A 14,864-nucleotide genomic window follows, 5' to 3' on the forward strand; every position below is an offset into this window, starting at 1 on the left:
CCGGTTCCCACTTTTCCTGACATGCTCTAAAAATCGACCGCGATACCCTTAACTTCCCAGTCGCCAAAGCGTGCCGGGTCCTCGCCGCCGCGACCACCGATTTCTTTTGCGCGCTTTTCTTTGTCTTCTTCCATCTTGATGCGCCTTGCTTCGGCTTCTTTCAGCGCACGCTGTGCGGCTGCCGGAAGCTGAGTGAAACTGCGTGACGGGGCCGTCTCAAGTTCACCGCTGTCATTTGTGCCGCTGTGGGCCTGTTCATTCGCGCTCATTTTATTCACCATTGGAAAACTGGCCTTTATGATACCATATATGGGAAGAAAGATAATCAGATCCAGAACAAATTAGGTGCGGATATCCGATGAATTTAGTCAAAACAGCAATGCTTATCTCATTCATGACGGCCTTGTTTATGGGGGTCGGTTATATGATTGGCGGTTCGGGCGGTATGATGATCGCTTTGGTCGTCGCCCTTGCAATGAACGCATTTTCTTATTGGAACTCCGATAAGATGGTGTTGCGAATGCACAATGCCAAGGAAGTCGACGCAAAATCAGCGCCTGAATATTACGGCATGATTGAAGATTTATCTGCCAATGCGGGACTGCCTATGCCGCGGGTCTATATCATCAATGAAGATCAGCCCAATGCGTTTGCGACGGGCCGTAACCCTGAAAATGCCGCTGTTGCGGCGACAACAGGTCTTTTGAATATGCTGTCACCGGAAGAGGTGGCCGGTGTGATGGCGCACGAACTGGCGCATGTGCAGAACCGTGACACACTGATTATGACGATTACGGCAACGCTTGCCGGTGCCATTTCGATGCTCGGTAACTTTGCGTTGTTTTTTGGCGGGCGTAATAACAACAGCCCCTTTGGCTTTATTGGCGTGTTGGCGGCAATGATTGTGGCCCCGTTTGCAGCGATGATTGTTCAAATGGCGATCAGCCGGACACGTGAATATTCAGCGGACAAGCGGGGTGCGGAAATTTGCGGCCGTCCCGACTGGCTGGCAAGCGCTCTGGTGAAAATCGCAGGCGCATCCGGCCGTAGCGTGAATATGACGGCTGAGCGCAATCCTGCAACGGCCCATATGTTTATTATCAATCCGCTTAATGGATCGGGCGCTGATAATTTGTTCTCGACCCATCCCGATACGCAAAACCGTGTGAACGCATTAATGGCGATGGCCGAAGAATTTGGCGGGCAATCACACGAAACATCACAGCCGCCATTGGCACGCGGTAAGAGTTCCGTTACAGAATTGCCTTCGGCCAAAAGCGGACGCAAACGCGGATCGTCCGGTATTCCCAATACCGGTGGCAAAAGTGAAAAGTCTTCATCCACCAAGCCGATGCCTTGGGGGCGCGGCAAGGAAAATGACCGGTGAACGACCAAAAATCGAAACGTGACGAAGTGCGCGCCCGCAATCGCAAAGCGCGGCGGCCAAACCAATCCGATACCAACAACAACCGTGGCGAGGCCGATAAGCCCGGCCTTGCGGTGAGGCGCACAGCGCACAGGCTGCTTGGCGCGATTATCGAGACCAACACGTCCTTTGATGCGCTTACCGATGACACACATGGTCATCCGCACTATTTGTCGCTGAGCAGACGTGACCGTGCATTGCTGCGAGCTATATTGATGGTTGCGTTGCGTTTCCGCACAGAGCTTAGCGATGTGCTCGACAGCTTTATCGACAAGCCCTTGCCGGCAGGCGCAACGGCCTTGCAGACGGTTTTGCATGTTGCGCTGGCGCAAATTTTGTTCCTTGATGTGCCGGATCACAGCGCCGTTGACCTCGCTGTTGAATCGGCAAACCGTGATCCGCGCCTAAAGCGCTTCGCGTCATTGGTAAACGCCGTGACGCGGCGCGCCGTGCGCTCCAAGCAAAAAGTGCTTGATAAAATTGCAAATACTGCACCGCGCTCATCGCCGTGGTTTTCTGAGCGTTTAATTGAGGTTTACGGCGCTGAAAAAGCAACTGCTATCGAAATGATGCACCGTGTTGAAGCGCCGCTGGATTTCACCGTAAAGCATCCGCAAGACGCTGAAAAATGGGCCGCAGCGCTTGGGGCTGAGCTGTTGCCATTTGGCACTTTGCGCCGTCCGCACGGCGATAGTGATGTTTCATCACTGCCCGGTTTTGACGATGGTGCGTGGTGGGTGCAGGATGCTGCCGCCGCGCTGCCTGCAAAATTATTCGGTACTCTGGATGGGAAACGGGCGCTTGATTTGTGTGCTGCGCCGGGGGGTAAGACCGCGCAGCTTGCTGCCGCAGGGGCCAACGTTACCGCACTTGATATGTCTGCCAACCGTTTGAAGCGGCTGAATGAAAATCTGACACGCTTGGGCTTGCAGGACAATTGCGAAACGGTTGTGTCGAGCCTGTTTGACTTCCAGCCGGACGGATTATTCGATGCGGTTTTGTTGGATGCGCCTTGCTCGTCAACCGGCACTGTGCGCCGTCACCCGGATGTACCCTGGACGAAAACGCCTCAGGATATATCAAAACTTGCGGATCTTCAGGCAAGAATGCTGGCAAAAGCCGCACAATTTGTGGCGCCGGAAGGTGTTCTGATCTTCTCGAACTGCTCGCTGGATCCGCTTGAAGGCGAAGATGTAGCACGTGCTTTTGCACAAGCTGAAACAATGTTCGAAATCGTGCCCGTTGAAGGTTCTGCTATAGCGGGGCTTGAAACATGTGTGACACCGGAAGGGTTTGTCCGCACGACACCGGCGGACTTTAACCGCGAGGGTAATGCTGACGGTTCCGGACTTGATGGATTTTTTGCCGCTGTTTTTAAACGCCGTGGATGAATTTCGCCAGCGTAACGAATTGGCTTTGTATTAAGGCTATGATCGTTTAGCCTCTATTACTGGATGAGTGGTGGGGGCAACTTTTTTGAGCAGCCTGTCGAATTTTGCAAAGCCGGAATATCTGCGTGTGGGGGCAGAGCTTGTACTGGAGCGGGTCAAAAGCCGTTTGCAGGCCGGACCTCTATGGTGGTTTCGCTTTGTTGGTCACACGGCTGAGCGCCTGTTGTTTACGCCTTCGTGCATCCGCCCTTCCGATCCTCTGGTGGCCCGCGACATCTATCAGGGACGTTTTACATTTTCGGGCCGTACTGTTGAAACCGGCACCGCTTCTGTTTTCGAGGTCGAAGCACCATCTCCGGCTTGGGAGAACGGATTACACAGTTTTCGCTGGCTGAGACATTTGAATGCCGCTGATACCGAACTGGCTTCCGAAAATGCGCGTGCTTTGATCAATAGCTGGCTTAACGGGCCGGGAAAACGCATTGTCGGTGTCAGTTGGGAAGCTGATATTTGCGCGGCCCGTCTGACCGCATGGTTGCAACATGCGCCTTTTATCCTGCGTAACAGCGAACACTCGTTTTACCGCCGGTTTCTGGCCTCTATCAGCAAACAAATGCGTTATCTGCGCGCGTTTGCGCGTGGATGTGAGGATGATTTGAAGCTGCTGAAAGTCCGCATTGCTTTGGCGATGACATCGCTCACGCTGACGACACATGGCAAAACACGGGTGCGTGCCGCTCGTAATCTTGAATATCAACTCAAGCGGCAAATTTACACCGATGGCGGTCATGTCTCGCGTAATCCTGATGTTATCGCGGATATTCTTTGCGAGTTGTTGCCGCTTTCGCAGCTTTATATCGCCGCATCAAAACCGGTGCCGTCAGAATTATTGCGTGCCATTGACCGGCTTTTCCCGATGTTGCGGTTCTTTCGCCATTCTGATGGCAGTGTTGCCCAGTTCCATGGATCGGGTATCGGCGATGCGGATATTTCGGCTGCGGTTTTGCGTCATGATGTAACCAATGGACAGCCGAACGCTATCGCCAACCAAAGTGCCTATCAGAAACTGATGGAAAATGATGCGGTTGTCATCGCGGATATCGGGCGGCCAGTGGCTGGATATAACGGTGTTAAAACTCATGCGAGTACGCTGGCTTTCGAATTTTCAAGCGGCCGCAACCGTCTGATTGTCAATGCGGGTGTCGACCGGCTGTGCCGTGATATTTATGAGGCACCGGCGCGTGCAACCGCAGCGCATTCAGCATTGGTGCTCGATGATAAATCTTCCGCACAGTTTGCGGTTTTCAGCACCGGCAGGCGGCGCCATACGCGGCTATTGCGCGGGCCTACAATCGTGGAAACCCAGCCCTGGAAGACCGACAATGGCGAGGGGTTCAGCGCACGTCATAATGGCTATCTGCATGCCACTGGCCTTTGGCATGAACGCGGTATTTTGCTGGCCCACTCCGGTAAACGTCTTGATGGTTACGACAGGCTGACACCTGACAGCGCCGTTCATAAGACGCGACATAAAGCCGATATCAGGTTTCACCTTCACCCTTCAATACAGGTGGCGGAAGCCGGTGATTATCTGCAAATCAAAACCGACCGCGGCGAGATTTGGCAATTCAGTGCGGTCAATCAGAAACCCAAGATTGAAGAGAGCATCTTTCTTGCCGGTATTAGTGGGCCGGTTTATAATTGGCAGATTGTGGTTTCATTTGAATATCCCGAACTTGACAGTGTGACGTGGCGCTTTGAGCGTCTGTAACAAAAAACTGTGGCTTTTTGCCTGATTTACGCGCCAGCATGGCCAACCAGCCCCGCTAATGCTATGGCGGCGCCAACTCCACTTCATTTTGGCTTCCAGCAGGCAATATATCATGGCAATCGCATCTAAGAATATTACTCCGCCCGACCGCGTTGAGGTTAAACGCGCGCTTCTTTCCGTTTCTGACAAGACCGGATTAATTGACTTTGCAAAGGCGCTTGTCAGCCACGGTATCGAACTGGTTTCCACCGGCGGGACGCGCAAGGCGATTGCAGATGCGGGCCTGCCTGTTCTCGACATTAGCGAAGTAACCGGCTTTCCTGAAATTATGGATGGCCGCGTCAAGACGCTTCACCCGTCCGTTCACGGCGGCTTGCTTGCCGTACGTAATGATCCTGACCATGTCGCCGCGATGGAAGAGCACAACATTGTCGGCATCGATCTGGTGGTGGTCAATCTCTATCCGTTTGAAGAGGTCGTTGCACGCGGTGAAGACGAGGCAACCACGATTGAGAACATTGATATTGGCGGGCCTGCAATGGTGCGTGCATCGGCCAAAAACCACGGCCATGTAGCCATCGTTACCGATGCGGGCGACTATGACGAGGTGCTTGCCGCTTTGAACGCAAATAATGGTGCGACGGATTTGGCGCTCAGAAAACAACTGGCCTTGCGCGCATTCCGCCGTACGGCAAGCTATGATGCGATGATTGCAAACTGGATGGTCGGGGTAATTGATGATGATGGCTTCGGGCGTCATGATGCGCTTGGCGGTACGCTGGCGCTCTCCATGCGCTACGGTGAAAACCCGCACCAGAATGCATCGCTCTATTTGACAGGCGATAAGCGTCCGGGCGCGGCAACCGCCAAGCTTATTCAGGGCAAAGCGCTTTCTTATAACAATATCAATGATACGGATGCCGCGTTCGAGCTTGTGAGCGAATTTTCAAGCGACAAGCCAGCGGTTGCAATTATCAAACATGCCAATCCGTGCGGTGTCGCGACAGGGGACAGTCTGCTGGACGCTTACGGGCGCGCATTTGACTGTGACCGTACATCGGCTTTCGGCGGTATTGTTGCTTTGAACCAGACACTTGATGCTGAAGCGGCAGAGGCAATTCTGGGCGTGTTTACTGAAGTTGTGATTGCGCCTTCAATTTCGCAAGAAGCGCGAGAGCTGTTTGAGAAAAAGCCCAATATTCGCCTGCTAGAAACAGGCATGCTTGCCGATCCGCGCGCGGCAGGTTTTACACTCAAAACAATCGCTGGCGGCTATCTGAAACAAAACCGCGATGCGGCTGTTGTTGACGATATGGATTTGCGCTGCGTGACAAAACGCGAGCCTACACCGCAGGAAATGGCCGATCTTATTTTCGCCTTCCGTGTTGCCAAACATGTAAAGTCCAACGCGATTGTTTATGCCCGTGACGGGGCAACCGTCGGTATTGGTGCTGGCCAGATGAGCCGTGTTGATTCCAGCCGTATTGCCGCGCGCAAAGCGATTGATGCCGCCGAGGCGATGGGCATTGATGAACCGATGACAAAAGGGTCTGCGGTTGCATCCGATGCGTTCTTCCCGTTTGCCGATGGTCTTCTTGCTGCTGCTTCTGCTGGCGCAACCTGCGTTATCCAGCCGGGCGGTTCAATGCGTGACGATGATGTTATCGCGGCGGCGGACGAGCACAATATTGCGATGGTGCTGACGGGCAACCGGCACTTTAGGCACTAAAACAAACTTGGTGGAATTATCCAAGCTGATGGAATAATCTAGGCGCCCTCACAATCCTTGTTGAGGGCGCTTTTTATTTAGCGCATACGCCGCGCAACATACTGCGGTTTATTGGCCGGATAGGGTGTGCTGTAAAGAATTGCGCTGCCCGCAATGAGGAAGATGACGATCATTGCCATGCCAAGGCGCGGGGAATTGGTCATATCGGTGACAATTGCCACAGCCAACGGGGCGGCAAAGCTGGTTGCGCGACCCGCCAGCGCATAGATGCCGAAATAACGGCCTGCATCTTCCGGCTCGACACTGCGCGCCATATAGGAGCGCGATGATGCCTGTACCGGCCCAAATGCAATGCCGATCAACAGACCGAAGACGAGATAGGCTTTTTCCGCGGCCGTTGCGAAGAGACCGCCGGGATCATCGGTTGAAAACTGCATCAATCCAAACAGTGTAAAGCCCGGTCCGGTGGACACGATGCCGATTGTCGCGATGATAAGGCAGATAATGGACAGCTGAACGATCACCTTGGAGCCGAACAGGCTGTCCATACGGCCCGCGGCTAGACAGCCGCCTATGGCAACAATGTTCAAAATAATGCCGAATATTCCAATTTCAGTGATCGACCACTGGAACATGGCCGCTGCAAAAGCGCCGCCAAGGGCCAGCAACGCATTAACGCCGTCCTGATAAATCATACGGGCAATCAGAAAGCGCAAAAGCCCAGACTTGCGGCGCACTTCGCCAAGTGTTTCTTTCAAGTCTTTCAGGCCAAGCTTGACCGCCTGTCCGAGCGGTTTTCCTGCAGCGGCTGATGTATCAGGCGTAAACAGAAACATTGGCAGGATGAATATAAAATACCAGATTGCTGAAATTGGACCGGCTGCGCGGGCATCTTCACCAAGTGCCGGATCAATGCCAAACAAGGGGGTCATGCCGATTAATGTTTTGCCTGTGATGTCATCGCCAGCAAGAGCCAGAATGATAAAGATCAGAACGATCATTCCGCCTGCATAGCCAAGGCCCCACGCAATGTTGGAAACCTTGCCCACATCCTTGGACGGGATGAGGCGCGGCATCATGGAATCATTGAACACGGTTGAAAATTCAGCTGCGACCGAGGCCAGTGTAAAAGCGGTTACCACCCAAAATAAACTGGAGCCGGGCGCTGCCCACCACAAGGTGAAAAGCATGGCGATTTTCACTGCGGCAAAAGCGGCAATCCACGGTTTTCGCGGACCGGTTTGATCGGCAATTGACCCCAGAACCGGCGACAGTATTGCGATAATAAACCCGCCCGCCGCTATGCCATAGCCCCAGGCGGCTTGTCCTGCTGCCGGATTTTCGGCCATTTTAGAGACGAAATAGGGCCCGAAGATAAATGTTGTCACAACCGTAAAGAAGGGTTGTGCTGCCCAGTCAAAGAACATCCATCCCCAGATGCCTTTTCTTTGTATTGCAGGCTGCTCAAAGGCATCTGGTTTGGTATCGGTCATATTTATATCCGTTTAGCCGACAAGATCGGTCAGTAAGCCGGCGGCTACAGTGAGCCGCGAGACTGTCAAATCAGATTTATCTGTCAGGTCAGATATCCGTTCCTGAACGCGAGAAATACGGGTCTCATTGGCCCCATGCCATGCTTTTACAGCCTCTGCCGCTTCCAGCTTGCTGTTTGAAAGCGCAGAGATCGTTATGGCGTTGCGCGCGGTATGAATTGTGTCGAGCGCACGTTGCTGGGCCAGCCCGTCAAAGTAATCTCCGGTTTCCAGAAGGTTGGCAAGATGCTCCAGGCGGCCAATCTTGAATGTGTTGGAAACGGCAAAGAGCGCTTGTGCAACTTCCAGAATGTCGCGCTCTGTGGCATCCATGATTGCCGCCATATCCGGCGCCATTGTCAGTATCGGCAGGAGTGCAAGACGTTTGGCTTGTGCATCGCTCAGTCCGCAGCCTTTAAATTTCTGATGGCGTTCTTTTGCCCAGTCATTCAAATATTGCGGAATGATCGACATCAGTTTGCCTTCAAGCGCATCGCGGATCGCAGACAGGCGCGATACATGATCCGCAATAGCAAGATCATCATTGACCGTTTTTATAAAACCGCTAATGGCGGTGCGTTGCGAGTCAGATAAGTCTTTATAGAGCGCGAGCTGCTCATCGCCTGTCACCTTCCCGTCAAGTGCATCAATGGCCGCGTTCAATTGCGGTAAATTATAAGCATCGCGGGTAATCACATGCGCACGCACGATTGTAGAAGGCAAAACACCGGTCGCATCTTCAAAGCGGCTGATGACGGAAGGTCCGCCCTTATTGACCACTTCATTGGCAAGGACTGTGCCGATGATTTCGCGGCGCAAACGGTGTGTTCTGATGTTTTCCGCAAAGTCTTTCTGCATTTTCTTCGGAAAATATCCCATCAGATATTTTTCCAGATACGGGTCGTCCGGCACATCCGAAGCGACCAGATCATCAAGCAAGACGATCTTTGCATATGAAAGGAGAACGCCGATCTCTGACCGTGTGAGGCCTGTGCCGCTCGTGGCGCGTTCGGCTAACTCTTCATCATTGGGCAGGTCTTCAACTTCACGGTTAAGAAGACCGCGGTCTTCTAAAGATTCCATGAGACGTTTTTGAACCGACAGCATGGACGCGCCGCGCTCATGTGTCCGGCTGATTGTCAGCGTCTGCTCATAGTTATTTTCCAATACCAGTTCAGCAACGGTATCGGTCATCGCTTCCAGCAGCTTGTTGCGTTTCTCACGCGGCAAACTGCCGTCGCGCATTGATGGCGCAAGTGCAATTTTGATGTTCACTTCCACGTCTGATGAGTTAACGCCGGCCGAGTTGTCTATCGCATCCGAGTTACAACGTCCGCCCAGCAAGCCGTACTCAATGCGGCCCGGCTGTGTGACGCCAAGGTTCGCGCCTTCGCCCAGCACTTTGGCCCGGACTTCCTTGGCTGTGATGCGGATTGGATCATTGGCCTTGTCGCCGACCTCTGAATTGTTTTCATGGCTGGCCCGTATATAGGTGCCGATTCCGCCGAACCAGAACAGTTCAACCTCTGCTTTCAGGATTGCTGTTAGGATTTCGGTTGGCGATGCTTTGGTCTTATCAAGGCCGATAGCATCGGCCGCCGCTTTGGATAAAGTAATAATTTTTTGGCTGCGCGGGAATATGCCGCCGCCTTTTGACAGTTTCTTTGTGTCATAATCCTGCCAGCTGCTGCGGCCCAAATTAAAGACACGCTCACGCTCTTTGTACGAAGTGGCCGGATCGGGGTCCGGGTCGATGAAAATATCGCGGTGGTCAAATGCGGCAATCAGCTTGATCTGTTTTGACAAAAGCATGCCGTTGCCGAAAACATCACCGGACATGTCGCCGACACCGGCGACTGTGAACGGCTCTTCCTGAATGTCCTTGTCCATTTCACGGAAGTGCCGTTTGACCGCCTCCCAGGCACCACGCGCTGTAATGCCCATTTTTTTATGGTCATAGCCGGCAGAACCGCCTGACGCAAAAGCATCATCAAGCCAGAAGTCATGGCTTTGGGAAATGCCGTTTGCGGTGTCGGAAAATGCGGCTGTGCCTTTGTCGGCTGCCACAACAAGGTAAGGGTCATCGCCGTCGTGACGCACGGTGCGCGGCGGTACAATAACTGTATCGCCATCCAGATTGTCGGTCAGCGATAGGAGCGAAGAAATAAATGTCATATAGGCCGAGCGGCCTGCTTCATAAATTTCATCGCGCGTACCGTTGTGCGGCAGGCGCATCGGGTAGAATGCACCTTTTGAACCGACCGGAACGATAACTGCATTTTTAACCTGCTGGGCTTTAACCAGTCCGAGCACTTCGGTGCGATAATCCTCCGAGCGGTCAGACCAGCGAAGTCCGCCGCGGGCAATTGGGCCAAAGCGCAAATGCAAACCTTCTACATCGGGCGCGAACACATATATTTCGCGGTAAGGTTTTGGCGCCGGAATACCGTCAATGCGCTGCGGGTCGAACTTGAATGCGATATTTTGTTTTGGCCGGCCGTTTTCATCACGCTGGAAATAGCTGGTGCGTAACGTCGCCTCTATCAGGTTGAGGAAGCGGCGGATAATCCGATCCTCATCAATGCTTGGCACATCGGAAAGGCTGTCATTGATGGCAGCCTTGATGTGTTTTTCGGTGACCTTGGTATCTTCTTCTGGGTCGGCAGCACGATCGGGATTAAATCTGGCATCGAACAGATCAAAGAGCTGGCGTGCGATATGGCTGTGCTTGATCAGCGTTGAGGCAATATATTCCTGGCTGAAAGATATGCCTGCTTGTTTGAGATAGCGGCCATAAGCACGAAGAGCGGTTACCTGACGCGCATCAAAGCCAGTTGACAGAACAAGGCCGTTATAACGGTCATTTTCATTGCCACCGGCCCAGACAGAGATAAAACTTTCTTCGTAAAGAACGCCTTCATCTTCCATCGGAACGGCGTCGCCGGAAGCGCTTTCAAGGCGCATTTCATGCAAGAAAATCGAGATGGGGCCGTTGGGTTCCGTAGGCTTGAGCGTTACTTCGTAACTGAGCTCGTCGATCACGCGAAAGCCCATATTTTCCAAAATCGGAACACGCTCCGACAATGGCACCGGTGCGCCAAGATGATAGATGCGAAGCGCAGCAGAAGATTTGCTGTCTGTATCATCTGTTACAGCATGAAAGTCTGCTGCAATGGGATGTTCGGTCGACAATTTCTCAAGATAATCGACGTCGCGAACAGCCTGCGCTGCGCTCACGGTGTCGCGGTATACATCACTGAACGAGAAGCGGTTAAACGCCACCGCATCAAGGTCGGGTTCATCGCGCAGCGCGTCTTCCCATGTGCGGATGATATTGCTGACAGTGCGCTCCAAAGAGGCTTGCGTCGGCTTTGGTGTTTCACCGGACCGGCGGCCGATAATAACATGGACGCGCGCGAGCATGCCTTCGGGAATGGCCGGATAATAAGCTGACACATGCCCTTCATAGGCAACGGCAAGCGCCGCGCATATTTTTTCGCGGTTCTCGGATGAATAACGGTCGCGCGGCACATAAACGATTGCTGAGACGAAACGGTCAAACGGATCAATGCGGCTTAAAACCCGCACTCTTGGCCGGTCTGTCAGTGCCAATATTGCTTCGGCATTGCGCAACAGCGTTGTTGAATCGACCTGAAACAATTCATCGCGCGGATAGTCCTCAAGAATATTGAGAAGCGCCTTTCCTGAATGGCTATCGGCTTCATAATCCGAACGCGCGATCACCGTTTCAATTTTGGATTTGATATAAGGAACACGCTTGACCGATCGCGTGTAAGCGGCTGACGTGAAGAGGCCGACGAGACGTATTTCGCCAGACAGCTTGCCTTTTTCATTGTATTTCTTGATGCCGATATAATCCATATAGGTGCGGCGATGGACGACTGATTTGACGTTGGCTTTTGTTACGATCAGAACATCGCGGCCGGTCAGAAAGGCGCGGATTTCGGGTGTTGTCGTAACGGCCTCGTCACCGCGCCGTAGAACATGAATATCCGGATCTTCCAGAATGCCAAGAGCAGGTTGGTCGGCGCGTACCAGCTTGCCCGTTTTCTCGCCGCCAACATAATTATATTCGCGAATGCCAAGGAAGGTGAAATTGTCGTCGCGCAGCCACGACAAAAATTCAATTGCTTCCTGAATGTCTTTTTTGCGTGCCGGTGTCACACCCTCCGTCAGCGCATGAACAATATCGTTCATCTTGCTCTGCATTGGGTGCCAGTCACGAACAGCTGCTTTTACCTGCGCCAGTGTTGAGACAATATCGTTTTTAAGCGCCTGACGCGCGTCGTCTTCCATCGGCGGCAGTACCGCGACGATAATACTGGTTTTAACCGTCTCCTCACGCGCAAGACCCGGGCGGGCTTTATCGACAATTTCAAAGTTTTTGGCAGTGTGCTTCACATCCAGAACGGGATGGACAACCATGTGAACGTCGGGTGCTTTTTCGTTGATTTCGCCCAGTACACTATCAAACAGGAAAGGCTTGTTTTCATTGATGACCGATACAATCGTCATCGGCTTGCCCAGTTCATCTGACGTGCTTTGAACCTCGACGATTGAATCGCTCTTCTTGTGCGTCAATAGTGCTTCGGCAGTAAGCTTGATCGCCGCAGCCAACGTGTCGCTTTCAATAATGGCCAAGTCTTCGGTATAGGCCGCACTCAATAATGGTTCGGCAAGGGCCTTTTCCGAAGCCGTCAGTTTCGCGCTGACTTCCTGAAGTATACGTTTTGCGGATGCGGTTAGCGTTTTCGCCATTTTAGTCTCCCGTTCGTTGCACTTGGCGGCAATCTGGCATTACCATAGCAGAGCATATTTTACTTGCAGTATAAAATTGCCATTTGTCTGTTTTCAAAAATATGTCACACACTTAACAGTAGAAATGACCGCGAGGATGATCGCTATGGCCGGGAAAAACACTGATGAAGAACGTCGCCGTGAATCTGATCGTATTCTTGATTCGGTCAACACCAATTCGGAATTACTTGGAACTTCATCCTTGGTCCGCACGGCCAATAAAACGCGGGATCATTTGATGGGGGCTGACTCTGATCCGGATGATAAAGTCGAGATTTGGGGCAAACGCATCGGGCGGGGGCTGTCTATTGTATTCTTCATCGGTCTGGCCATCTGGCTGTTTAATTTTCTTACACGCGGCGCACCATGAGTAATTTTATGCGCAAGCCGGCTGTCATTGTCATATCAAGCCATGTTGCCCGTGGATCGGTTGGAAACCGCGCTGCGGTATTTGCGCTTGAAAGCCTCGGTTTTCCCGTATGGGCTGTGCCGACCGTTACTTTGCCCTGGCATCCGGGCCACGGCAAAGCGACACGTATCGTGCCTGAAGATGCCGAGTTCGATGCTTTCTTAAATGATTTGCTGGGGTCGAAATTCATTGATGAAGTCGGCGCGGTACTGACGGGCTATCTTGGTTCTTCACGGCAGGCGCAATCGATTGGAAAATTCGTTGCGGGCCTGCGCAAGAAAAACCCTGATCTGGTTTATGTTTGTGATCCGGTGATAGGCGATGAAGGCGGGCTTTATCTTCCTGAAGAAACGGCAAGCGTAATCCGCGATACGCTTATTCCAAAAGCCGACCTGATAACGCCGAACCGGTTTGAGTTTGAATGGCTGATCAACGCTAGGCTTGATGATAATAATGCAATTGTTGAACAGGTCAGAAAGGCAGATGTGCCGCGCGCGATCATTACATCCGCATTTGGCCTGTTAAAAGGCGGTATCGGCAATCTGTTTGTTGATGACAATAGTGCGTGGCTGGCAGAGCACCGCAAATTATCACATGTGCCAAGCGGTACCGGAGATTTAACGGCGGCGCTTGTTTTGGCGCGTTATCTATCCGGTATGAGCGCAAGCGATGCGCTGCATGTGTCAACTCAAGCCGTCTTTGAAGTTTTGAACAATACGGCCAAACGCGGCGCTGATGAATTGACCTTGGAGCAGGACATACAAAGTTTGCGGCAGCCGCGATCCATGGTGCAGATGCGCGCCATCGGTCCTTCTTATGTCCCCAAACGGCCTTGTTAGCGGTTTGCGTACAATAGGATTCACGGATAAATTATCGAGCGTATAGGTGAGTTGGGAGATGTTGAAAATGAATAGACTTGTTTTGGCGTGTCTGGCTTTGGCTTTGGTGCCGGCAGCCGCTTTTGCCGAGAGCAAGGCGGTCTCTGTGGGCTTGGTCAATGCGTGGTACGCGGCTTTATCACCTGCCAATAAATTGCCTGAAATGCAGTTTGAAATTACACGACTGCTGTCTGATTCTGCCACCATCGAATTGAAAGATCTTAATACAATCCAGACAAAGGCCGAATTTGTGGAAAGTCTTGAAGGGTGGGAGGCTGCGATTAAAGGCGGCCGTGTTTCGCACAAGATTGATGCGGCTTCGACGATGAACAATGTTATTGCGACCGCCTGTTATGATTTCGGCGGCAATGCGGTGATGACGCGGGAGGTTTTCGATATCGTGGATATGCGTATCACACGATCTGTGCAGGAAACCATAGCTGAACGTTGCGACGACTTCTAACCGGTTTCATTTGGAGACAATATATATGCTTAGTGTAATCCCGCTGATGATCATTCCGTTCATCGCCTATAATGTTATTCTGGTAACGGGGGCCTCGGTGAACCCTTGGGACGGGACCGTTTTTTCGGTTACGTTGATTTCAGGCGGGCAGTGGACGATGAGCCTTGGTGCATTGCTGCTGGCTGTCGGTCTGTTGTTTCTGTTTTTTGAAATATTGAAATCAACACGCACCTCCAACACTTCGGTGCTGGATCATTTGTTCTCGACGATTGTGTTTATCGCATTTCTGGTCGAGTTCTTAATCGTTCCGGGCGCATCCACGTCAATTTTCTTCCTGTTGATGATTATGGCTCTGATCGATGTTATGGCCGGATTTTCGGTGTCGATCAGATCAGCGGGACGAGACGTGTCTTATAATTAGAGCATGTCAGGAAAAGTGGGAACCGG

General features: G+C 52.3%; 11 protein-coding genes. 8 read left to right on the forward strand and 3 right to left on the reverse strand.

Annotated elements, in window-relative coordinates:
- Positions 1-26: 26 nt before the first annotated feature.
- Complete coding sequence (locus SU32_RS16635) at positions 27-269, reverse strand: DUF1674 domain-containing protein (RefSeq protein ID WP_201454987.1); 243 nt, start codon at positions 267-269, stop codon at positions 27-29.
- Between the two features lie 89 nt (positions 270-358).
- Here SU32_RS16635 and htpX point away from each other — a divergent pair, with 89 nt between their 5' ends.
- From htpX to purH, 4 genes are all read left to right on the forward strand, one after another.
- Positions 359-1,387, forward strand: coding sequence for a zinc metalloprotease HtpX (gene htpX / locus SU32_RS16640; protein WP_054000509.1), 1,029 nt, complete (start codon positions 359-361; stop codon positions 1,385-1,387).
- Positions 1,384-2,817, forward strand: a complete 1,434-nt coding sequence (locus SU32_RS16645) for an RsmB/NOP family class I SAM-dependent RNA methyltransferase (RefSeq protein ID WP_054000510.1) — start codon at positions 1,384-1,386, stop codon at positions 2,815-2,817. Before htpX ends, SU32_RS16645 begins: the two co-directional genes overlap by 4 nt.
- A gap of 85 nt (positions 2,818-2,902) precedes the next feature.
- Entirely contained in the window at positions 2,903-4,588 is a 1,686-nt protein-coding gene (locus SU32_RS16650) for a heparinase II/III family protein (protein ID WP_054000511.1), read from the forward strand.
- Between the two features lie 112 nt (positions 4,589-4,700).
- Positions 4,701-6,317, forward strand: a complete 1,617-nt coding sequence (gene purH / locus SU32_RS16655) for a bifunctional phosphoribosylaminoimidazolecarboxamide formyltransferase/IMP cyclohydrolase (protein ID WP_054000512.1) — start codon at positions 4,701-4,703, stop codon at positions 6,315-6,317.
- A 77-nt stretch (positions 6,318-6,394) separates the two neighbouring features.
- On the opposite strand, the gene SU32_RS16660 is transcribed toward purH, so the two are convergent.
- Both SU32_RS16660 and SU32_RS16665 read right to left on the reverse strand, forming a co-directional pair.
- A complete protein-coding gene (locus tag SU32_RS16660) occupies positions 6,395-7,810 on the reverse strand; it encodes an MFS transporter (RefSeq protein WP_054000513.1) in 1,416 nt (471 codons plus the stop codon).
- Positions 7,811-7,822: 12 nt separating this feature from the next.
- Positions 7,823-12,628: an NAD-glutamate dehydrogenase gene (locus SU32_RS16665; protein WP_054000514.1), complete on the reverse strand. Its 4,806-nt coding sequence runs from the start codon at positions 12,626-12,628 to the stop codon at positions 7,823-7,825.
- 145 nt (positions 12,629-12,773) lie between these two features.
- Here SU32_RS16665 and SU32_RS16670 point away from each other — a divergent pair, with 145 nt between their 5' ends.
- The 4 genes from SU32_RS16670 (at position 12,774) to SU32_RS16685 (ending at position 14,838) form a co-directional block, all read left to right on the forward strand.
- Positions 12,774-13,037 carry a hypothetical protein gene (locus tag SU32_RS16670; RefSeq protein ID WP_054000518.1) on the forward strand — a complete coding sequence of 88 codons (264 nt, stop codon included), beginning with the start codon at positions 12,774-12,776 and terminating at the stop codon, positions 13,035-13,037.
- The gene (pdxY, locus tag SU32_RS16675; protein ID WP_054000515.1) at positions 13,034-13,915 is read left to right on the forward strand and encodes a pyridoxal kinase PdxY; all 882 of its coding nucleotides are present in this window, start codon (positions 13,034-13,036) and stop codon (positions 13,913-13,915) included. The genes SU32_RS16670 and pdxY overlap by 4 nt, the downstream gene beginning before the upstream one ends.
- 67 nt (positions 13,916-13,982) lie before the next feature.
- Positions 13,983-14,417, forward strand: coding sequence for a hypothetical protein (locus SU32_RS16680; RefSeq protein WP_054000516.1), 435 nt, complete (start codon positions 13,983-13,985; stop codon positions 14,415-14,417).
- Between the two features lie 25 nt (positions 14,418-14,442).
- Positions 14,443-14,838 carry a hypothetical protein gene (locus SU32_RS16685; protein WP_054000517.1) on the forward strand — a complete coding sequence of 132 codons (396 nt, stop codon included), beginning with the start codon at positions 14,443-14,445 and terminating at the stop codon, positions 14,836-14,838.
- Positions 14,839-14,864 lie beyond the last annotated feature (26 nt).

Origin of the sequence: Ahrensia marina, from assembly GCF_001293565.1 — a bacterium.
Taxonomy (GTDB): Bacteria; Pseudomonadota; Alphaproteobacteria; order Rhizobiales; family Rhizobiaceae; genus Ahrensia; species Ahrensia marina.